Annotated in this window: 18 protein-coding genes; 14 read left to right on the top strand and 4 right to left on the bottom strand. The window is 70.3% G+C overall.

The window, feature by feature from the left end; all coding sequences use genetic code 11:
• Positions 1-115: 115 nt before the first annotated feature.
• The 10 genes from V5E28_RS32830 (at position 116) to V5E28_RS32785 (ending at position 11,963) form a co-directional block, all read left to right on the top strand.
• Positions 116-1,930, top strand: a complete 1,815-nt coding sequence (locus V5E28_RS32830) for a carbohydrate ABC transporter permease (RefSeq protein ID WP_336212738.1) — start codon at positions 116-118, stop codon at positions 1,928-1,930.
• An 11-nt stretch (positions 1,931-1,941) separates the two neighbouring features.
• Positions 1,942-3,102 carry a GNAT family N-acetyltransferase gene (locus tag V5E28_RS32825; RefSeq protein ID WP_336212737.1) on the top strand — a complete coding sequence of 387 codons (1,161 nt, stop codon included), beginning with the start codon at positions 1,942-1,944 and terminating at the stop codon, positions 3,100-3,102.
• Between the two features lie 85 nt (positions 3,103-3,187).
• Positions 3,188-3,766, top strand: a complete 579-nt coding sequence (gene ruvC, locus V5E28_RS32820) for a crossover junction endodeoxyribonuclease RuvC (protein WP_336212848.1) — start codon at positions 3,188-3,190, stop codon at positions 3,764-3,766.
• Positions 3,763-4,383: a Holliday junction branch migration protein RuvA gene (ruvA, locus tag V5E28_RS32815; protein WP_336212735.1), complete on the top strand. Its 621-nt coding sequence runs from the start codon at positions 3,763-3,765 to the stop codon at positions 4,381-4,383. The genes ruvC and ruvA overlap by 4 nt, the downstream gene beginning before the upstream one ends.
• Before the next feature lie 46 nt (positions 4,384-4,429).
• Positions 4,430-5,461 carry a Holliday junction branch migration DNA helicase RuvB gene (gene ruvB, locus V5E28_RS32810; RefSeq protein WP_336212734.1) on the top strand — a complete coding sequence of 344 codons (1,032 nt, stop codon included), beginning with the start codon at positions 4,430-4,432 and terminating at the stop codon, positions 5,459-5,461.
• A gap of 218 nt (positions 5,462-5,679) precedes the next feature.
• Complete coding sequence (gene yajC, locus V5E28_RS32805) at positions 5,680-6,057, top strand: preprotein translocase subunit YajC (protein WP_336212732.1); 378 nt, start codon at positions 5,680-5,682, stop codon at positions 6,055-6,057.
• Between the two features lie 43 nt (positions 6,058-6,100).
• Complete coding sequence (gene secD / locus V5E28_RS32800) at positions 6,101-7,885, top strand: protein translocase subunit SecD (protein ID WP_336212731.1); 1,785 nt, start codon at positions 6,101-6,103, stop codon at positions 7,883-7,885.
• A 1-nt stretch (position 7,886) separates the two neighbouring features.
• Entirely contained in the window at positions 7,887-8,882 is a 996-nt protein-coding gene (gene secF, locus V5E28_RS32795; RefSeq protein WP_336212729.1) for a protein translocase subunit SecF, read from the top strand.
• 197 nt (positions 8,883-9,079) lie between these two features.
• Complete coding sequence (locus V5E28_RS32790; protein WP_336212728.1) at positions 9,080-9,598, top strand: adenine phosphoribosyltransferase; 519 nt, start codon at positions 9,080-9,082, stop codon at positions 9,596-9,598.
• Positions 9,599-9,773: 175 nt separating this feature from the next.
• Positions 9,774-11,963 carry a RelA/SpoT family protein gene (locus V5E28_RS32785; protein ID WP_336212727.1) on the top strand — a complete coding sequence of 730 codons (2,190 nt, stop codon included), beginning with the start codon at positions 9,774-9,776 and terminating at the stop codon, positions 11,961-11,963.
• Between the two features lie 3 nt (positions 11,964-11,966).
• On the opposite strand, the gene V5E28_RS32780 is transcribed toward V5E28_RS32785, so the two are convergent.
• Entirely contained in the window at positions 11,967-13,064 is a 1,098-nt protein-coding gene (locus tag V5E28_RS32780) for a cupin domain-containing protein (protein ID WP_336212725.1), read from the bottom strand.
• Here V5E28_RS32780 and V5E28_RS32775 point away from each other — a divergent pair.
• Complete coding sequence (locus tag V5E28_RS32775) at positions 13,063-13,272, top strand: hypothetical protein (RefSeq protein WP_336212724.1); 210 nt, start codon at positions 13,063-13,065, stop codon at positions 13,270-13,272. The two genes, V5E28_RS32780 and V5E28_RS32775, sit on opposite strands and share 2 nt — an antisense overlap.
• A gap of 63 nt (positions 13,273-13,335) precedes the next feature.
• On the opposite strand, the gene V5E28_RS32770 is transcribed toward V5E28_RS32775, so the two are convergent.
• Together V5E28_RS32770 and V5E28_RS32765 are read right to left on the bottom strand one after the other, a co-directional pair.
• Positions 13,336-14,565: a DUF349 domain-containing protein gene (locus V5E28_RS32770; protein WP_336212723.1), complete on the bottom strand. Its 1,230-nt coding sequence runs from the start codon at positions 14,563-14,565 to the stop codon at positions 13,336-13,338.
• Between the two features lie 61 nt (positions 14,566-14,626).
• On the bottom strand, positions 14,627-15,511 hold the full coding sequence (locus V5E28_RS32765) for a peptidylprolyl isomerase (protein ID WP_336212721.1): 885 nt from the start codon (positions 15,509-15,511) through the stop codon (positions 14,627-14,629).
• A 138-nt stretch (positions 15,512-15,649) separates the two neighbouring features.
• Between V5E28_RS32765 and V5E28_RS32760 the strand changes: the two genes are divergently transcribed.
• From V5E28_RS32760 to aspS, 3 genes are read left to right on the top strand one after another with little or no spacing between them, the layout of a single operon-like run.
• Positions 15,650-16,330, top strand: a complete 681-nt coding sequence (locus V5E28_RS32760; RefSeq protein ID WP_336212719.1) for an MBL fold metallo-hydrolase — start codon at positions 15,650-15,652, stop codon at positions 16,328-16,330.
• Complete coding sequence (hisS, locus tag V5E28_RS32755) at positions 16,330-17,589, top strand: histidine--tRNA ligase (protein ID WP_336212718.1); 1,260 nt, start codon at positions 16,330-16,332, stop codon at positions 17,587-17,589. The genes V5E28_RS32760 and hisS overlap by 1 nt, the downstream gene beginning before the upstream one ends.
• Positions 17,586-19,322, top strand: coding sequence for an aspartate--tRNA ligase (aspS, locus tag V5E28_RS32750; RefSeq protein ID WP_336212716.1), 1,737 nt, complete (start codon positions 17,586-17,588; stop codon positions 19,320-19,322). The genes hisS and aspS overlap by 4 nt, the downstream gene beginning before the upstream one ends.
• A 60-nt stretch (positions 19,323-19,382) precedes the next feature.
• Here aspS and V5E28_RS32745 read toward each other — a convergent pair whose 3' ends face one another.
• Positions 19,383-20,291, bottom strand: coding sequence for a peptidylprolyl isomerase (locus V5E28_RS32745; protein WP_336212714.1), 909 nt, complete (start codon positions 20,289-20,291; stop codon positions 19,383-19,385).
• Positions 20,292-20,427 lie beyond the last annotated feature (136 nt).

The raw sequence follows: 20,427 nt of genomic DNA, 5'->3' as shown, positions 1-20,427 counted from the left end.
GCGGCACCGATCTGACGGGATCTGAGCGGCTTCGTACCCCCAGGCCTGCGGGCTTCGGCGGTGAGCCGAGCGCCGCGTAGCCGGGCGGGCGGGACTCGGCGTAGGGTCGAGCGTCGTGACCTCCCGCACCGCATCTCAGGCCCCACCGCCGGCACTGGGCTGGCTGCTCCTCATGCCCGCCGTGCTCGGCATGCTGATCACGCTGCTTCTGCCCACGATCCAGACGATCGCGTTCAGTTTCGAGTCGGGTGGACTCGTCGGCCCCAGCGAGTACGTGGGCCTGCAGAACTACGACAGAGCCCTCGGCCCGGCCCGCGCGTTCTGGCCCGCGCTGGGCTTCACCCTGTCGATCACGATCATGCCGCTGCTCGTCGCCCTGGTGGCCGGGCCGCTGGTGGCGGGGGCGCTGGAGTGGGCGGGCACCTGGCCGAGGCGGGCCGGCCGGATCGTGCTGTCGCTGTTCCCCGTGATCTTCTCGCCGACCGCCGTGGCCGTCTCGTGGCTGCGTGGGCTCGACCCCGCCGCCGACGGCCTGGTCACGATGGTGCGCGCGTTCACCGCCCCGGAGACGGCTCCCGGCACGTTCAGGCTGCTCCTCGCCGCCACGACGTTCGGCGTGGTGTGCGCGCTGGCCGTCATGGCCTTCCTGCCCGCGCTGCGTGGCGGCACGGTGACCGGGTCCATGCTGGCGGTGGCGGGCATCGTCGCGCTGGCCACCATCGCGGCGGGCATCCAGACGTTCACCCTGAGCCTGACGCTGACACGCGGCGGCCCGCTCGACTCGACGATGACGGTCATGCTGCTGCAGTACACCTTCGTCTTCCAGGCGGCCCGGCTCGGCATGGGCGCCACCATCGCGACGGCGACGGGTGTCATCCTCGGCGTGCTGGGCATCGCCGCCGCGCTCATCGCGGTGATCAGCGGCATGCGCGTCTCCGTCGTCCAGCGCCACATCACCCCGTCGGCCGCCGTGCCTCCCGACCAGCCGCCGCCCCCCGCGTACGGCCCGCCTCCCCACCCAGGACAGGCGCCGCCGTACGGCGGGCCGCCCGCCCCTGCCCAGACCGCGCCGTACGGCCCGAACTCCTCGCCGGGCCTGGCGCACCCGCAGGCAGGCCAGGGGTACGGCGCGGCACCCGAGGAGATCGCCGTCACCGCGCGGCGGCCGTCCACGGCGGCTGTCGTCGTCGGCGTGCTGGCGCTGCTGGCCGTCACCGCGATCGCGCTCATCTGGACCTGGCCGTGGCTGTCGGCCCTGTTCGCGCCCGCCGGCCGGGTCGCCGGGCCCGAGACCGGACTGCGCGTCCATCTCAACACGTGGGTGCCCGCCCTGCTGAGCGCCCTGGTCACGGTGGGAGTCGCCTACCTGGGAGCGCTCGGGATCGGGGGCCTGCGCCCGCTGGGCCGCCGCAGCGAGTGGCTGCTGCTCCCGTTCGCGCCGTGGCTGTTCGTCGGCGCCGGGCCGCTGAGCGTCGCCAACTGGAACAACCTGCGAGGCATCGGCCTGCTCGACACCTTCGTGGCCCTGATCCCACCGCTGCTGATCAGCGTGCCCGCGCTGTTCGTCCTGACCCTGCTGTGCAAGGGCCTGGCCATGCGGACCGAGCGCGACTTCCTGGGCGGGGTGGTCCTGCCGTCACTCCCCATGGCGGGGATCCTGGTCGTGGCCGTGACGCTGCTGAACGCCCAGGACCTGCTCTGGCCCCTCCTGGTCACCCAGGACATGAGCCTGGCCACGGCGCCGATGACGCAGATGATGACGATCAACGAGTACACCGGGGGACCGGCCGAGGCCGGCCTCACCACCCCGCTGCTGGTGGTCGTGCTCGCGCTGGCCGCGGTGGTGGCCGCGCAGCTGCTCTACCTGGATCGGCTCGCCATCACGGTGGGCGGCGATACCCGGTCGCGAAAGCTCGCGCCACCTGCGTAAGTTTGGACATTGTGGAAATTCGTGACCTGACGGCCAGCGATCTGGACGCCGTACTCGACATTCGCAAGCGCTCCTTCGGCTTGCTGGCGGTCGCCGACGAGGAGAACTGGCGGAAGATGGTGACGCCCGGGCTGCCGCAGGGCCGCTACCTGGGGGCCTTCGACGGTGAGAGGCTGGTCGCCACCGCGCGGCTGCGGCCGTTCACCCAGTGGTGGCATGGCAGGCCGCAGCCGATGGCGGGCGTCGCGGGCGTCACCGTCAGCCCCGAGGACCGTGGCCGGGGTCTCGGCACGGCGATCATGCGCGCGGCCGTCGAGCGGTCCGCGGCGCTCGGCGACGCCGTGTCCGTGCTCTTCCCGGCCACGACGCCGATCTACCGCTCGCTCGGCTTCGAGCACGCGGGTGCCCACTACAGCGCGACGTTCCCGGCCGACGCGCTGCGCGCCATCGTGCCGTCCCAGCAGGTCAAGCTGCGCAGGATGGGGCCCGATGACGCGGCGGAAGTGGTCTCCGTGCTCCACCGGGTGCACGCCGCCGCCCGCTCCAGCGGGCCGATGTCCTGGGACGAGGACGTCTGGCGGCTCTGGCTCGGCGATAAGGACGACTTCCTCTACCTGGCCGACGACGGCTACCTCGTCTACCGCTGGGACGGCCCGGACATGGAGGTGGAGAACCTCGTCGCCGGCTCCGCCGAGACGGCCAGGGCGCTGTGGTCGATCGTCGGCAGCTCCTCCTCGATCGCCAAGCAGGTCACCGCCGCGGTCGCCCCCGACGACCCGGTGCTGTGGCTGCTGCGCGAGCGGACCAAGGAGCCACTCAAGCGGGATTCGTGGATGTTCCGCGTGCTCGACCTGGCCGCGGCCGTGCAGCGCAGGGGCTATCCGGCGGTGGTGAGCGGCGGCGCGGTCGTCCAGGTGGACGATCCGCTGCGGGCGGGCAACACCGGCCGGTGGCGGCTGGAGTTCTCCGGCGGCTCCGGCTCGGCGACCGCGCTGGGGCCGGACTCGGCCGAGCCCGCGCCGCTGCTCGGCGTCAACGCGTTCTCGGCGCTGTACGCCGGGATTCCGACCGCCACGCTGCGCCGCAGCGGGCTCATGTCGGGGGACGAGCGATACGACGAGGTCCTCGACGCGGTCTTCGCCGCCAAGCCGTACATGCTCGACCGCTTCTGACGGGCGTTTCCCGATGCGAGCGCGGGCGAGCCGGGGTAGAGTCTCGTGCCGAACAGGTGTTCGGCGAGCGCGGGGAGGCATGCCGGTGCGGGTGATGGGCGTCGATCCGGGGCTGACCCGGTGCGGCCTCGGGGCCGTCGAGGGGCGTCCCGGCGCGCCGCTCAGCCTGGTCGCCGTCGGGGTGGTCCGCACCGGGGCCGACGAGGAGCTCGGCGCCCGGCTCGTGGGCATCGAGGCCGGGATCGAGCAGTGGCTCGACGACGTGCGGCCCGACGCGGTCGCCGTCGAGCGGGTCTTCAGCCAGCACAACGTGCGCACCGTCATGGGCACCGCGCAGGCCGCCGGCATCGCCGTCCTGTGCGCGGCCAGGCGCGGCCTGCCGGTCGCGCTCCACACGCCCTCCGAGGTCAAGGCCGCCGTCACCGGCAGCGGCACCGCCGACAAGAAGCAGATCGGCGCCATGGTGACCCGGCTGCTGCGCCTGTCGGAGATGCCCAAGCCCGCCGACGCCGCCGACGCGCTCGCCCTGGCCATCTGCCACGTCTGGCGCGGCGGCGTCCAGCACCGCCTGGCCGAGGCCGTGGCCCGCGCGGGGGCCCAGACGGCCGCGACCCGGGCCCGGACGGCGGCCGAGGTCCGCACCCGGAAGGACACCCGGCTGTGATCGCGTCGGTGACCGGGCGCGTGGCCGCGATCGCCCCCAACGGGGTGGTCATCGAGGTCGGCGGGATCGGCATCCACACCCACTGCACCCCAGGCACGCTGGCCTCGCTCAAGGTCGGCGAGCAGGCGCGGCTCGCCACCAGCCTGGTGGTGCGCGAAGAGTCGCTCACCCTGTACGGTTTCGCCACCGACGACGAGCGCACGGTATTCGAGCTGCTGCAGACGGCCAGCGGCGTCGGTCCCAAGCTGGCCCTGTCCATGCTCGCCGTCCACTCGCCCCACGCCCTGAGGGTGGCCGTCGCGAGCGCCGACCTCAAGGCGCTCACCAGGGTCCCCGGCATCGGACAGAAGGGCGCCCAGCGCATCGTGCTGGAGCTGAAGGACCGGCTCGGCACCCCGGACGAGGCCGTCGACGCCGCGCTCAACGGTGGCCGCCGGGTCGCCGTCTGGCGCGATCAGGTGCACTCCGGGCTGGTGGGGCTGGGCTACTCCGGCAAGGACGCCGACGAGGCGATCGCCATCGTCGAGCCCGAGGCCGACGCCGACCTCGCGGCCGGGCGCTCTCCCCAGGTGGCGAGCCTGCTCAAGTCCGCCCTCCGCGCGCTGAGCGTCCGATGAGGGCCCGGCGTCCGGTGAGCCGCCGCGCCGCGAGGCGGGTGGGCGCGTGAGCTTCGAGCGCGAGCTGGTCTCGCCCGACGCCGAAGGCGACGACCTGCAGATCGAGGCGGCGCTGCGGCCCAAGCGGCTGGCGGAGTTCATCGGGCAGGGCCGGGTGCGCGAGCAGCTCTCGCTGGTCCTGGAGAGCGCGCTGCGCCGCCAGCGGCCGCCCGACCACGTGCTGATGAACGGCTCACCGGGGCTCGGCAAGACCACCCTCGCCATGATCATCGCCGCCGAGCTGGGGGCGCCGCTGCGCATCACCTCCGGGCCGGCCCTGGAGCGAGCCGGCGACCTCGCGGCCATCCTGTCGACGCTGGCCGAGGGCGAGGTGCTGTTCATCGACGAGATCCACCGGATGGCCAGGCCCGCTGAGGAGATGCTCTACCTGGCGATGGAGGACTTCCGGGTCGACATCGTCGTCGGCAAGGGGCCTGGCGCCACCGCGATCCCGCTCGACATCGCGCCGTTCACCCTCGTGGGCGCCACCACCAGGGCGGGGCTGCTGCCCGCGCCGCTGCGCGACAGGTTCGGCTTCACCGCGCACATGGACTTCTACGAGGTCCAGGAGCTGGAGCAGGTGCTGCACCGCTCGGCCAGGCTGCTCGGCGTGACGCTGCCCGAGGAGGGGGCGCACGAGATCGCCAGACGGTCGCGAGGCACGCCCCGCATCGCCAACCGGCTGCTCCGTCGCGTGCGTGACTTCGCCGATGTGCGGGCCGATGGCCTGATAAATCGTGAAATCGCCTCGGCGGCGCTCAATCTTTATGAAGTCGACGCCGAAGGGCTCGACCGGCTCGACCGGGCGGTCCTCGACGCGCTGCTGCGCAAGTTCGGCGGCGGACCCGTCGGGCTGTCCACGCTGGCCGTGGCCGTGGGGGAGGAGCCGGAGACCGTTGAGGTGGTTGCGGAGCCGTTCCTGGTGCGCCAGGGCCTGCTCGCGCGCACGCCGCGCGGGCGGGTGGCCACTGCCGCGGCTTGGGCGCACGCGGGCATGACACCACCGCCCGATGCGTTCGGAGCTACACTTTTCGACTGATTACAGAACGGTTGCAACCGTTTCAAATTGGGAACTTCCCCGCGCGCCGAAACGCTGCTTCGTTGCCGCGTTTCGCAACAACGGCCTACACTCCGTGGCTTGGCTGGCTGTGTAGGCTGACGGGCTGAGCGGCGCGGCCCGAAGCAACGCACGGAATTTCCGGCGCGAGGCCGGTGTCAACTTCTTTGTACGACGATGGAAGGTCGCCCCTTATGGACATGGGACAACTCTCGAGCATCCTGCCGCTGATTCTGCTGGTGGTGGTGTTCTACTTCCTGCTGATCCGGCCGCAGCGCAAGCGCCAGCAGGAAGCGCTCAAGATGCAGAACTCCCTGGCACCCGGGGCCCGCGTCATGACCACGACCGGTCTGTTCGGCACCGTGATCGGCGTGGACAACGAGGACGTCATCCTCGAGGTGGCGCCCGGCATCCAGACCCGCTGGGTCAAGGCCGCCATCGGCCGGGTCGTCACGCCGGGCGACGCCCCCGTGGATGAGGTCGACGAGACGGCCGTCGACGCCGACACCGCCGCCGAGGAGAAGGACACCAGCGCGGAGCGCAACGGCGACCAGGACTCCAGCACCAAGAAGTCCTGACTAGGCTCTGCCACAAACCCCTATCTGAAAGAACTGACGACCAGTGGCCCGATCGACCAGCAGCCACAGCAAGCCGGGGCGCACGCTCCTGCTGCTCCTGGCGCTCATCCTCGCCCTGGGCGGGACGATGTTCCTGCAGAAGGCGTTCACGCCCAAGTTGGGGCTCGACCTCGCCGGCGGCACGACGGTGACTCTCTCACCCGTCACCCAGAACGGTGCGGCTCCACCTGAGGAGATCCTGGACCGCGCGGTCAACATCATCCGCGACCGGGTCAACGGCACCGGCATCTCCGACGCGGAGGTCGCCAAGTCGGGCGACAACATCATCATCTCCATCCCCGGCGTCGGGCAGAGCGAGGCGATCCAACTGGTCGCCACCACCGCGGAACTCCGCTTCCGGCAGGTGCTGGCCATGGAGATGACGCAGCTCGCGCAGGAGCAGCTCGCGACCAACGCGCCGACGCCCAGCGGTTCTCCGCCCGCCTCGCCGTCCACTTCCTCCTCGCCGGCGGTCCAGCCGCCGTCGACCTCGCCGTCCGCCCAGCCCAGTGCCTCGCCCACGGGCAAGGCACTGTCGTCCGCGCTGACCTCGCCCACCCCGGCGCCCTCGGCGACCGACACGCAGAAGCAGGGCGACAACAAGAACGACAACAAGGGTGACAAGAAGGCGACGCCGACGCCGAGCGCGACCGCTCCGCCCGAGCAGGACCCGAACGCCGGCATCAACACCGAAGGCATCGACCCCGCGGTTCTCAAGCAGTTCACCGCGCTCGACTGCACCGACCCGAAGAAGCGCGGCCAGGGCGTCCAGGACGACCCGAACAAGCAGTACGCCGGGTGCGAGTCCGACGGCACCTTCAAGTACGTCCTCGACGTCGCCAAGGTCGTCGGCACCGACATCGACACCGCCACGTCGGGCGTCCAGCAGGGCAGCACCGAGTGGGTCGTCCAGCTCGACTTCAAGAGCAAGGGCGCGGCCGAGTGGAGCAAGCTCACCTCCGCGGCCTACAACTCGCAGGAGCCGCGCAACAAGGTGGCGGTCGTCCTGGACGGCGTGGTCATCACGGCCCCCAACATCATCAGCCCGATCCCCGGCGGCCGCGCCGAGATCACCGGCGGCTTCAACCAGCAGACCTCCACCGACCTGGCCGAGCAGCTCAAGTACGGCGCGCTGCCGCTGAAGTTCGAGCGCAGCTCCATCGAGACGGTCTCCTCTACCCTCGGCCAGGACCAGCTCGAAGGCGGCCTGATCTCCGGCATCATCGGCCTGGTGCTCGTGGTCGTCTACTCGATGCTCTACTACCGCGGCCTGGGCATCGTGGCCGTGCTGAGTCTCGTGGTCGCCTCGATCCTCACCTACACGGCGGTGGTCGTGCTCGGCCAGAACGCCGGGTTCCGGCTGTCGCTGCCGCACATCATCGGCCTGGTGGTCTCGATCGGCATCACGGCCGACTCCTTCATCGTGTATTTCGAGCGCATCCGTGATGAGATGAAGGAAGGTCGGCGGTCGCTGCGTGCGGCCGTCGAGGTGGCCTGGGTCCGCGCCCGGCGCACGATCCTGATCGCCGACGCCGTGATGTTCATCGCCGCGGTCGTGCTCTACGCCCTGGCGGTGGGCGGTGTGGCCGGGTTCGCGTTCGCGATGGGCCTGACCACGCTGATCGACATCGTGGTGGTGTTCATGTTCACCAAGCCGTTCATCGCTCTGCTGGCGAGATGGAAGTTCTTCGCCAAGGGGCATCCGCTGTCCGGCCTGGACGCCGAACGCATGAGCGTCGCCGACTCCGGCGGCTCCACCGGCCGCAAGACCACCCCGCAGGAGGCCTGAGATGGGACTGGGGCGTCGCCTCTACCGCGGCGAGATCGACGTTGACTTCGTCGGCCGCTGGAAGCTGTGGTACGGCCTGTCGGGCCTGCTGCTCGTCTTCTCCCTCGCCGGGCTCCTGATCAACGGCCTCAACCTGGGCGTCGAGTTCAAGGGCGGGTCGGTCTTCTCCTTCAAGCCGCAGTCGAGTGTCAGCGTCGAGGAGGTCCGGGCCACCTTCGCCGACGAGGGCGTGCACCAGCCGATCGTGCAGACGGCCGGGGAGCGTTACCGGGTCACCACCGAGACGCTGCCCGAGAGCACCACGCTCAAGATGCAGAACGTGATCGCCGAGGAGTACGGCGTTCAGGTCAAGGACGTCGACATCCAGTCGATCGGCGCCTCATGGGGCGGTGAGGTGTCGCAGAAGGCGTGGATCGGCCTCGGCGTCTTCATGCTGGCGATCATCCTGTACCTGTCGATGGCGTTCGAGCCGAAGATGGCGCTGGCCGCGATCGTCGCGCTCATCCACGACCTCGTCATCACGGCCGGCATCTACGCCTGGTCGGGTTTCGAGGTCACGCCGGCGACGCTGCTGGGCTTCCTGACCATCCTCGGTTACTCGCTCTACGACGCGGTCGTGGTGTTCGACATGATCAAGGAGGTCACGGCCAAGCTGGGCGCCACGTCGAAGCAGACGTACTCGATGGCGGCCAACAACGCCCTGAACCACACGCTGATCCGGTCGCTCAACACCTCGCTGGTCGCGATCCTGCCGGTCGCGGCGATCCTGTTCATCGGCACCACGGTGCTCGGCGCCGGCACGCTGAAGGACCTGTCGCTGGCCCTGTTCGTCGGCATGATCGTCGGCACCTACTCCTCGCTCTGCGTGGCGACACCGCTGCTGGTGACGCTCAAGGAGCGGGAGCCGAAATATCAGGCCATCGCCAGGAGGATCGCCTCCACCGGCGGAGCCAAGAGCTCCAAGGGGTCCAAGAGCGCCGCGGCGGCCAAGGGCTGACCGCAGCGACCTTGCCCTGTGCCGGCGCCCCCGTCCACGTTCGGGACGGGGGCGCCGCCATGCCCGGCGCGTCCCTGAGCGGGCGCGTGAGGCCTGGCGGGCTGCCCGCGGGAATGGAGACGCGTGGTCGGAGTAGGGGCCGCCATGGGCCATCATGGAGCCCGTCAGGCGTGGACGGCCCCCCAAGGAGAACGGTGATGAGCGAACTGAGCGCGACGATCCTGGAGCGCATCCGGGATGTGCCGGACTACCCCCAGCCGGGAGTGCTGTTCAAGGACATCACCCCCTTGCTGAGCGACCCGGTGGCGTTCGCCGCGGTGGTGGACGAACTTGCCGGCCTGCACGAGGTGGACAAGATCGTGGGGATCGAGGCGCGCGGGTTCATCCTGGCGGCTCCGGTGGCCTACCGGGCCGGCGCGGGATTCGTGCCGGTCAGGAAGAAGGGCAAACTCCCTGCCGCGACGCTCGAGGAGTCCTACGATCTGGAGTACGGTTCCGCGACCATCGAGGTGCACCGCGACGCCTTCACGCCCGGCGAGCGGGTGCTGATCGTCGACGACGTGCTCGCCACGGGCGGCACGGCTGAGGCGACCGTGGCCCTGATCCGGAGGGCGGGAGCCGAAGTGGTCTGCGTCGCCGTCCTCATGGAGCTCGCCTTCCTCAAGGGGCGCGAGCGTCTGGCCGGAGTGGAGACCCGCTCCCTCGTGATCGTCTGAGCGGGGCCCGCGACGGGCCAGGTTCGCCGCCTGGATACACTGGGGGATCTGGACTCGAACGTAAGGAGTCTGTGTGCCCCGTGATGTGGTCGTGCCCGACGTAGCGGAAGCAGGCAGTGCCGAGACAGTGTCCGGCGCGCCCGCGGCACGCCGAAGGCGGTTTGGGGGTGGGGCCATGAATCCGGTGCTGGAGCCGCTCTTCCGGACGGTTCGCGCCACCCACCCCAAGGCCGACCTGCGCCTCATCGAGCGCGCCTACGACGTGGCGGCCTATCACCACCGCGATCAGAAGCGCAAGAGCGGCGACCCGTACATCACCCATCCGCTGGCCGTGGCGACGATCCTGGCCGAGCTCGGCACCGACGACGAGACGCTCTGCGCCGCCCTGCTGCATGACACGGTCGAGGACACGGCCTACGGCCTGGAGGAGCTCCGCTCCGACTTCGGCGACACGATCGGGTCGCTGGTCGACGGCGTCACCAAGCTGGACAAGGTCAAGTTCGGCGACGCCGCCCAGGCCGAGACCGTCCGCAAGATGGTCGTCGCCATGTCGCGCGACATCCGGGTGCTGATCATCAAGCTGGCCGACCGGCTCCACAACATGCGCACCATGCGCTACCTGCCCGAGCACAAGCGCCACCAGAAGTCGCGCGAGACCCTGGAGATCTTCGCGCCGCTGGCCCACCGCCTCGGCATGAACACGATCAAGTGGGAGCTCGAGGACCTGGCCTTCGCCATGCTCTACCCCAAGCGCTACGACGAGATCGCGCGCATGGTGTCGGAGCGGGCCCCGCGCCGCGACCTGTTCCTGCAGGAGGTCATCGAGAAGGTCTCGGGCGACCTGCGCGAGGCGAAGATCCGCGCCGTGGTGAAGGGCAGGCCGAAGCACTACTACTCGGTCTACCAGAAGATGATCGCCCGCGACGTCGCCTTCGACGACATCTACGACCTGGTGGGCATCCGGGTCCTCGTCGACAGCGTGCGCGACTGCTACGCGGCCCTCGGCACGATCCACGCGCGCTGGAACCCGGTCCCCGGCCGGTTCAAGGACTACATCGCGATGCCCAAGTTCAACATGTACCAGTCGCTGCACACGACGGTGATCGGTCCCGAGGGCAAGCCGGTCGAGCTGCAGATCCGCACCCACGGCATGCACCACAGGGCCGAATACGGCGTGGCCGCCCACTGGAAGTACAAGGAGGAGGTCGGCGGGCCGGGCCCCGCGGGCAAGGTCAAGCCGGGCAGCGACATGGCCTGGCTGCGCCAGCTCCTCGACTGGCAGAAGGAGACGTCCGACCCCGGCGAGTTCCTCGAGTCGCTCCGCTTCGACCTGTCGGTGTCGGAGGTCTACGTCTTCACCCCGAAGGGCCAGGTCATCGCCCTGCCCGAGGGCGGCACCCCGGTCGACTTCGCCTACGCCGTGCACACCGAGGTCGGCCACCGGTGCATCGGCGCCCGCGTCAACGGGCGGCTGGTGCCGCTGGAGTCGCGGCTCGGCAACGGCGACACCGTGGAGATCTTCACCTCCAAGTCACCCGACGCCGGACCCTCGCGTGACTGGCTGAAGTTCGTCAAGTCCGGTCGCGCGCGCAACAAGATTCGCCAGTGGTTCTCCAAGGAGCGCCGCGAGACCGCGATCGAGGCGGGCAAGGAGGCCATCGGCCGGGCCATGCGCAAGCAGGGCCTGCCGCTGCAGCGGCTGATGTCCGGCGAGGCGCTGCTGGCGCTCGCGCGCGACCTGCGCTACCCCGACGTGTCGGCCCTCTACGCGGCAGTGGGCGAGGGCCACACGGCCGCGCAGACGGTCGTGCAGAAGCTCGTGGCGTCCATCGGCGGGGTTGACGGCGCCGAGGAGGACATCGCCGAGACCGCACTGCCGACCCGCCTGCGCGGCCGCCCCAGGGGCGGCGGCGCCGGCGTGGTGGTGGCGGGTGACGCCGACGTGTGGGTACGCCTGTCGAAGTGCTGCACCCCGGTGCCCGGTGACGAGATCGTCGGCTTCGTGACGCGTGGCCACGGCGTGTCGGTGCACCGCGCCGACTGCACGAACGTGGAGCAGCTCAAGACGCAGCCGGACCGGCTGGTGGAGGTGAGCTGGTCGCCGGGCGACGACAGCGTGTTCCTGGTGGCGATCCAGGTGGAGGCGCTCGACCGTCCCCGCCTGCTCTCCGACGTCACCCGCACCCTGTCCGACCAGCACGTCAACATTCTGAGCGCGTCGGTCACGACCTCGCGCGACCGGGTGGCGATCAGCAAGTTCACCTTCGAGATGGGCGATCCCAAGCACCTCGGCCACGTCCTGAAGGCCGTGCGCGGCATCCAGGGCGTCTTCGACGTCTACCGGGTCAGCGGCGCGGGCGGCTGAGCGTCACCGATACCTGAGATCGGGCAGGTTGACCACGATCGCCTCCTGCGTGCTGCGGGCGATGACCACGACCGCCTCCTCGGACGGGTCCGGGTTCTCCTCGCGGTGCGGGACGTAGGGCGGGACGAAGATGTAGTCGCCGGGGCCGGTTTCGATGCGGGTCTCGGCGCCGCCGTCCGGGTCCAGGAACACGAACGAGGGCGTGCCGCTGATCACATGGATGGCGGTCTCGGACTCGCCGTGGTGGTGGTCGGCCGACCGGGTCGCCGGGGCGACGTGGGTCTGCCCCATCCACAGCCGCCGCGAGCCGGTCGTGCCGCTGCTGATCGCCGCCAACCTGCGCATGCCGGACGACTGCGCCGTGTCGCCGGACAGATCGGCTGAGGTGATGTGACGCAGCGGCCGGTGGAAGGGGTCCGGGGCGGCCCGATAGCCCTCCCAGAGCCGCCCGCCGGCCCGCTGGAGCACCTCACCGGCCACGGCGGCCAGCCGCGCCGGGTCCTCGCGTGCGGCGAGCAGCTCATCGGCCAGCTCGGGGTCGTGCGCGCGCAGCTCACGCAGCAGCCATTTGCCGGTGCCGTGCCAGCCGCCCGACAGGGACAGGGCCAGCAGGGCGGTGTGCTGGACGACGTTCCAGCCGGTGAAGGCCCGCTCGCCCGGATCGGCCGCGTCGGTGAGGTCGTCCAGCAGGTCCGACAGGACGTAACGGTTACGCTCCAGCGCCGCGGGGGCCGTCGCGCCAGGCCCGGCGGCCAGCCGCTCGCCCAGCTCGCGCTGGACGGCCGTGGCCAGGCCGTCGGTGCGGTCGAGCAGCACGACACTGTCGGCGCAGATCCGGGGCATGGTGGGCTGCCGCCGGTCGAAGTCGTGCTCGGCGTAGGCCGCCAGGCTGGTCTGGCTGTGCACGAACAGCTCCACCGGCCAGTCGCGCCACCTGCGGGACTCGCGGTAGGGCGTGGCCAGGGCGTCGATCACGACCACGATGTCCAGGTCGGAGGTGCTGGTCCGGCGCCCGGTCACCACGCTGCCGCCCAGGAAGGCGAACAGCGCGTCCGGGAAGAGCTCGTCGACCAGGGTGCGCGCATCAGTCACGGGATCCATGACCGACACCCTAGGCACACCGCCGCCGGTGCCGGCCGGAGAGGTCGGCGGTCCGCTGGTGGCCGGCCACTGTCCGACGGCCGTCATGCTCACCATCAGGCGGCCCGGTTCGACCGCGTTACGACCTCGGGGATCGGCGCGTGAGCGGGCCGGCAAAGCCGCGGTGAAGAAGGCGCGGAATGTGCCGGTCGGGCACACCCGGCCGTAGACCGGCGCGGCGGGCGTGCCCGCCGCTGCGAAGACGCCTCGGCCCGCGCCGGCCTCCATGCCTCTAGCTGAACTCCGCCAGCGTGCGCTCGGCCTCCTCCAGCCAGGAGCGGCGGGCCGTGATGGCCTCCTCGGCCTCCTTGACGTCCTTGGCGCGACCGGCCGCCTGAGCCTTGGCCAGGCGCTTCTCCAGCTGCTCGATCGAGGTGCGGAGCTGGTCGACCGTGCTCTGGGCGCGGGCGCGGGCCTCGGGGTTGGAGCGCTTCCACTCGGCGTCCTCGGCCTTGCGCACCGCGTCGTCCACCTTGCGCAGCCCGCCTTCGAGCCGGTCACGCTGCTCGCGCGGCACCGGGCCGGCGGCCTCCCAGCGCTCCAGGAGATGACGCAGCGTCGCCCTGGCGGTGCGCACGTCGGTGATGGGCAGCAGCTTCTCGGCCTCGATCAGCAGCTCCTCCTTCACCTCCGCGTTCGCCGCGAGGGAGGCGTCACGCTCGGCGAATACGGCCGAGCGTGCCTGGAAGAACTGGTCCTGGGCGCCCTTGAAGCGTGCCCACAGCTCGTCCTCGGCCTCGCGGGAGGCCCTGCCGGCGCTCTTCCAGCGTTGCATCAGATCCCGGTAGACGGCCGCCGTCTGAGCCCAGTCGGTGGATTCGGCGATCGCCTCCGCCTCGGCGACGATCGCCTCCTTGGCGGCGCGCACGCCTTCGCGCTGCTCGTCCAGGCCCGCGAAGTAGACCTTGCGCCGCTTGGCGAAGGCGGTGCGGGCGGCCGACAGCCGCTTCCACAGCGCGGCCTCGGTGACCCGGTCGATGCGGTCGGCGGCCTTCCACTCCTCGACGAGCTGGCGCAGCCGCTCGCCTCCGGACTTCCAGTGGGTGGTCTCCTCGGCGATGCGCTCGGCCTCGTCGACGATGCCTTCCTTGACCGTCCTGGCTTCGGCGCGTGCCTGCTCGCGGGCGGCCTTGACCTCCTCGCGGCGCTGCGCGACCAGCTCCGTCAGGCCGTCGAGACGTGCCGTCAGCGCTGCCAGGTCGCCGACGGCATGCGCGTCGGCGACGGCTTCGCGCAGCTTGACGATGCTGGCCTCCGCCTGAGCGGGCGCCAGGTCGGTGCCCTTGACCCGCTGCTCCAGCAGCTGGACTTGGCCGGCCAGTTCGTCGTACTTGCGATGGAAGTAGGCCAGTGCCTCTTCGGGCTCACCGGCCTGCCAGGACCCGACGGCCCGCTCTCCCTCAGCCGTTCGCACGTAGACGGTGCCGTCGTCGTCTACCCGGCCCCACGGGTCGGTGCTCACCGTGTCCTCCCGCACTATCCATCAGACCCTTCGGGACTTCTCGTCCCTAGTTTGTATTACGTCAGCTCTTGCCACTGATTGTCACGTCTTTGATTTCTACGGTTTGCTTGGGCGCTCCGGTGCCATCGCCCGAATCGCCGACGACGCCCGCCTTGTTTACCTTGTCCAGGATGTCGAGCCCCTTGGTGATCGTACCCACCGGCGTGTAATCGGGGGTGAGCCCGATGTCGCCATATACGAGGAAGAACTGGCTTCCGGTCGTCCCGGGCGCCTGGGTCTTGGCCATGGCCATCACGCCACGCTTGTAGGCGGCGCCCTTGAGGTTCTCCTCGACCATCACGTAGCCGGGGCCGCCCGCGCCGTCCTGCTGGCCCTTGCCGTCGGCCTTGGCCGTCGGGTCGCCGCACTGCAGCATCGGGAACTTCTCGTTGCCGAGCCGGTGGCACTTGCTGCCGTCGTAGAACTTCTTGTCCGCCAGGTGCTGCAGCGAGTTGACCGTGCACGGCGCCTTGGCGTTGTCGAGCTCCACCACGATGTCGCCGAGGCTCGTGTCGAGCGTCATGGTCTTGGTCGCCGGCTTGAGCTTGACCTTCTCCGGCGGCATGCCGACGTCCTTGACCGTGCCGCCGGTGGTGTCGGCGACGTAACCGCAGGTCCCGGTCGCGGCGTCGTACGGCTTGGGCTGCGCCGCCGGCGATGCCGAGGCGGTGTCCTGCGGCGCCGACGGCGCCGAGGCCGAAGGCGAGGCGGACGCGTCGGTCGGCTGGTCGCCCCCGCCCAACAGCGCCACCGCGGCGACGATGCCGCCCACCACGACGACGACTCCCACTGTGGAGCCGATGATCGCGGTGCGCTTGTTGCGCTGCTCGCGCTCGATGCGGCGCTGCAACTGCCGCTCGTGGTGCTCGCGTGCCAGCTGCTTCTGCCGGTCCTTCCCCGTGGCCACCGCTTTGCCTCCCATAGTGAATCAACTGAGGTGGGCGAATCGTATCGACCAACGGGTAATGATTCGCAGCCCGGCGACCCGCACCGGTACCCTTCGGTTACATTCCCATTGGCTTTTTGACGAGATCAGCTGAGGCAGATGCTCATCGCAGGCTTCCCCGCTGGGGCCTTCCAGACCAACTGTTACGTCGTCGCGCCCGCTGCCGGCGAGGAGTGCGTGATCGTCGACCCAGGTCAGGACGCCGTCGAGGGTGTCGAGGAGCTGCTGCGCGAGCACCGGCTCAAGCCGGTCGCGGTCATGCTGACCCACGGGCACCTCGACCACGTCTGGTCCGTGGCGCCGGTCTGCGGCGCGCGGGACGTCCCCGCGTGGATCCATCCCGAGGACCGTCACCTGCTGAGCGACCCCGCCGCGGGCCTGTCGCCGGGAAGCGCCTCGATGTTCGGCGGTCTCACCTTCACCGAGCCCGACGACGTGCGCGAACTGTCCGACGGCGCCACGCTGGAGCTCGCCGGCCTGGAGCTGGTGGTCGACCACACGCCGGGCCATACCAGGGGGTCGGTGAGCTTCCGGCTGCCCGCTGACGACGTCATGTTCGCGGGCGACCTGCTGTTCGCCGGCTCCATCGGCCGCACAGACCTGCCCGGCGGCGACTATCCGACGATCCTGCGCAGCCTGGCTGCCAAGTGCCTGCCGCTGCCTGACGATACGGTCGTCCTGCCGGGCCACGGACCACAGACCACGATCGGCCGCGAGCGCGCCACCAATCCTTATCTCAAGGAGGCCGCGCCGCACGCCGGTCCCACACGAGGGATCTAATGAGCTTCCAAGCACCCAAGGGCACCTTCGACTGGCTGCCACCCCGCTCCGAGCAGGTTCTCGCCGTGCGCGAGGCTCTCGTCGCCCCGGTACGGCGAGCGGGCTACGGCTACATCGAGACGCCCGTCTTCGAGGACACCCAGCTGTTCGCCAGAGGCGTGGGCGAGTCGACCGACATCGTCTCCAAGGAGATGTACACCTTTCCCGACAGGGGGGGCCGCTCGCTCACCCTGCGCCCCGAGGGCACCGCGTCGGTGGTGCGCGCGGTGCTCCAGCACAACCTGCACAACGGACAGCTTCCGATCAAACTGTGGTATTCGGGCAGCCAGTTCCGCTATGAGCGCGCCCAGAAGGGCCGTTACCGCCACTTCTGGCAGGTCGGAGCCGAGGCGCTCGGCTCCGAGGATCCGGCGATCGACGCCGAGCTCGTCGTGCTCGCCGCCCGCGGGTTCGCCTCCCTCGGTCTGAAGGACGTACGGCTGCTGCTCAACTCGCTCGGTGACAGGACCTGCCGTCCCGCCTACCGGGCGGCGCTCCAGGAGTTCCTGCGCGGCCTGGAGCTCGACGAGGACACCAGGGCCAGGATCGAGATCAACCCGTTGCGGGTGCTCGACGACAAGCGGCCCGAGGTGCAGGCCCAGCTCGGCGGCGCTCCCTTGGTGGTCGACCACCTGTGCGCCGCCTGCAAGGCCTACCACGAGGAGGTCCGGGCCCTGCTGACGGCGGCGGGCGTCGCCTTCGAGGACGACCCCCGGCTGGTGCGCGGCCTGGACTACTACACCCGCACCACGTTCGAGTTCGTGCACGGCGGCCTCGGCTCGCAGTCGGCCGTCGGCGGTGGCGGCCGCTACGACGGGCTGAGCGAGATGCTCGGCGGGCCGCCGCTGCCGAGCGTCGGATGGGCGCTCGGCGTCGACCGCACGTTCCTGGCCATGGAGGCGGAGGGGCTGCTAGCCGAGGCCGCGCCCGGCCGCCTTCAGGTGTACGGTGTCGCGCTGGGTGACGACGCCCGCCGCCGGATGTTCCTGCTCGTCGACGAGCTGCGCCAGGCGGGTGTCAGCGCCGACATGGCCTTCGGCGGCAAGGGGCTCAAGGGCGCGATGAAGGGCGCCGACCGATCCGGCGCGCGATTCGCGCTGATCCTGGGCGAGCGTGACCTCGCGGCGCGAGCCGTGCAGCTGAAAGACCTGACCACCGCTGAGCAGACCGAGGTGCCGCTGGCCCAGGTCGTAGACGTCTTGAAGGGGAAAGTGCAGTGATCCGCACGCATACGGCCGGGTCGCTCCGCAAGGAGCACGCCGGGCAGCAGGTGACCCTCGCAGGATGGGTGGCCCGCCGCCGTGACCACGGCGGCGTCGTCTTCATCGACCTGCGCGACGCCTCGGGCTCTGCGCAGGTGGTGTTCCGCGAGGAGGACCACGCCCACGACCTGCGCGCCGAGTACTGCGTGAAGGTGGTCGGCCAGGTCAGGGTGCGGCCCGAGGGCAACGAGAACCCCGAGCTGCCCACCGGTGCGATCGAGGTCGTGGCCGACAGGGTCGAGGTGCTGAGCGAGTCGGCTCCGCTGCCGTTCCCGATCGAGGGCAACGTGGGGGTGTCGGAGGAGGCTCGGCTGAAGTACCGCTACCTCGACATCCGCCGCCAGCAGGTCGCGACCGCGATGCGCACCCGCTCGAAGGCCACCTACCTGGCCAACGAGGTGATGCACGAGCTCGGCTTCGTCTACGTCGAGACGCCGACGCTGACCCGCTCCACGCCCGAGGGCGCCCGCGACTTCCTGGTGCCGGTCAGGCTCCAGCCGGGCAGCTGGTACGCCCTGCCGCAGTCGCCGCAGCTGTTCAAGCAGCTTCTGCAGGTGGGCGGGCTGGAGCGCTACTACCAGCTCGCCAAGTGCTACCGAGACGAGGACCTGCGGGCCGACCGCCAGCCGGAGTTCACCCAGATCGACGTGGAGATGTCCTTCGTCGACCAGGAGGACGTCATCGAGGTCGGCGAGAAGCTGATCGGGCGGCTCTGGCGGGAGATCCTCGGCTACGAGATCCCGATGCCGCTGCCGCGCATGACCTACGCCGACGCGATGGCCCGCTACGGCTCCGACAAGCCCGACCTGCGCTTCGGCCAGGAGCTCGTCGAGATGACGGACTACTTCGCCGACACCTCCTTCCGCGTCTTCCAGGCGGACTACGTGGGGGCGGTCGTGATGCCGGGCGGCGCCGCGCAGACCCGCAAGGAGCTCGACGGCTGGCAGGACTGGGCGCGCAGCCGCGGCGCCAAGGGCCTGGCCTACGTGCTGGTCCAGCAGGACGGCACGCTCGGCGGCCCGGTGGCCAAGAACCTGTCGGAGTCGGAGACCTCGGGCCTGGCGGCCAAGGTCGGCGCCAAGCCGGGCGACGCGGTGTTCTTCGCCGCGGGGGCCAGGAACGCCTCACGCGACCTGCTCGGCGCGGCCAGGCTGGAGATCGGCCGCCGCTGCGGCCTGATCGACGAGTCGCAGTGGTCGTTCCTGTGGGTGGTCGACGCCCCGATGTTCGAGGAGGACGGGGAGGGCGGCTGGACCGCCGTGCACCACCCGTTCACCGGCCCCAAGCCCGAGTGGTCCGACACCTTCCAGGACCATCCGGCCGAGGCCCTGGCCTACGCCTACGACATGGTCTGCAACGGCATGGAGATCGGCGGCGGCTCGATCCGTATCCACCGGGCCGAGATGCAGCAGCGCGTCTTCGACGTGCTCGGCATCTCCAAGGAGGAGGCGGAGAGCAAGTTCGGCTTCCTGCTGGAGGCGTTCAAGTACGGCCCGCCCCCGCACGGAGGCATCGCCTACGGCTGGGACCGGATCTGCATGCTGCTGTCGGACGGCGAGTCCATCCGTGACGTGATCGCCTTCCCGAAGACGGCCTCGGGCTTCGACCCGCTCACCGGCGCGCCCACGCCGATCACGGCTGAGCAGCGCAAGGAGGCGGGCGTCGACGCCAAGCCGAAGACGGAGGCCTGACGAGGGGGCTCCTCCAGGCGGTGAAACGGCAGGCGTCTCGGGACGCCTGCCGTACGCGTGTCAGGAGACCGTGACCTTCTTGATGATGATCGGGTTCTTCGGGGCCGTGGACCCGCCGTCGCCGACGACGTCCTGGTCGTTGACGATGACGCCGTCCTTGGCGACCTTTTCGATGATCTCCAGGCCGGAGCTGACCATGCCGAGCACCGAATACACCGGCTCGAGCTGGGTGTTCTCGTCCGACAGGGAGATGGCGAACTGGCTGCTGTTCTGCCCGGCGGCGTCCAGCGGCTGCGTCAGGAACACCACGCCCTTGGCGTACGGGACCACGCCGACGGCTTCGTCAGGGAAGACGTAGCCGGCTGTGCCCTGGCCGTCGGTCGGGTTCTTGCCGTCAGCCTTGGCCTTCGGGTCGCCGCACTGCAGCAGGAACAGGCCCGACGTCTCGGGCGTCGCCAGCCGGTGGCACTTGGTGTCGTCGTAGAACTTCTTCTTGGCCAGGAAGGCCATCGAGTTGACCGAGCACGGGGAGACCGCCGGGTCGACGTCGATGACGATGTCGCCATGGTTGGTGGTGACCGTCATCGTCTTGAGCTTCAGATCGGCCTTCTTGGGCGGCATTCCGACGTACTTCATCGGCACGTCCGAGGTGTCCCGCTTGTAGGTGCAGCTCACCGGGCCGGGCTTCTTCGTCGGCTGCGCCGTGGTCGGCGGCGCCGCGGACGGCGACGGACTGGCGGACGCCGAGCTCTCGGCCGCGACGGGCTCGCTGGGCTCGGCATCGCCGACCAGGGTGGTCACGGCGAAGATGCCGCCCGCCACGACGGCCACGGCCACGCCCGCGCCGATGAAGGTGTTGCGCCTCGCCTTGGCGGCTCGCTCGGCGGCGCGCTGCGCCTGCCGCTCCTTGTGCTCACGCGCCAACTCGCTCTGGCGGTCGTCGTCGCCGCTCACCGGTATGTCCTCCATCTTTGCCTACATATGACCAAACAACTCCGCGAATGGTACCGGCCCCGCAATGTGCTGGACGTAAGTGACGCAAAGTGACCACTGTGGCAAGACAGGCCGGGAACCATATGGTTCGGGGATACGTAGTTCAAATTGA

This window comes from Nonomuraea sp. LPB2021202275-12-8 (assembly GCF_037044575.1).
Classification (GTDB): Bacteria; Actinomycetota; Actinomycetes; order Streptosporangiales; family Streptosporangiaceae; genus Nonomuraea.
The sequence above is the reverse complement of the archived record's forward strand: the minus strand, read 5'-3'. Positions and strand labels throughout refer to the sequence as shown.

Coding starts and splice junctions, on each gene's coding strand:
- yajC (WP_336212732.1), top strand. CDS start 5,680: ATGGGACAACTCTCGAGCATCCTGCCGCTGATTCTGCTGGTGGTGGTG.
- secF (WP_336212729.1), top strand. CDS start 7,887: ATGGGACTGGGGCGTCGCCTCTACCGCGGCGAGATCGACGTTGACTTC.
- V5E28_RS32790 (WP_336212728.1), top strand. CDS start 9,080: ATGAGCGAACTGAGCGCGACGATCCTGGAGCGCATCCGGGATGTGCCG.
- V5E28_RS32785 (WP_336212727.1), top strand. CDS start 9,774: ATGAATCCGGTGCTGGAGCCGCTCTTCCGGACGGTTCGCGCCACCCAC.
- V5E28_RS32775 (WP_336212724.1), top strand. CDS start 13,063: ATGACCGACACCCTAGGCACACCGCCGCCGGTGCCGGCCGGAGAGGTC.
- V5E28_RS32780 (WP_336212725.1), bottom strand. CDS start 13,064: ATGGATCCCGTGACTGATGCGCGCACCCTGGTCGACGAGCTCTTCCCG.
- V5E28_RS32760 (WP_336212719.1), top strand. CDS start 15,650: ATGCTCATCGCAGGCTTCCCCGCTGGGGCCTTCCAGACCAACTGTTAC.
- hisS (WP_336212718.1), top strand. CDS start 16,330: ATGAGCTTCCAAGCACCCAAGGGCACCTTCGACTGGCTGCCACCCCGC.
- V5E28_RS32745 (WP_336212714.1), bottom strand. CDS start 20,291: ATGGAGGACATACCGGTGAGCGGCGACGACGACCGCCAGAGCGAGTTG.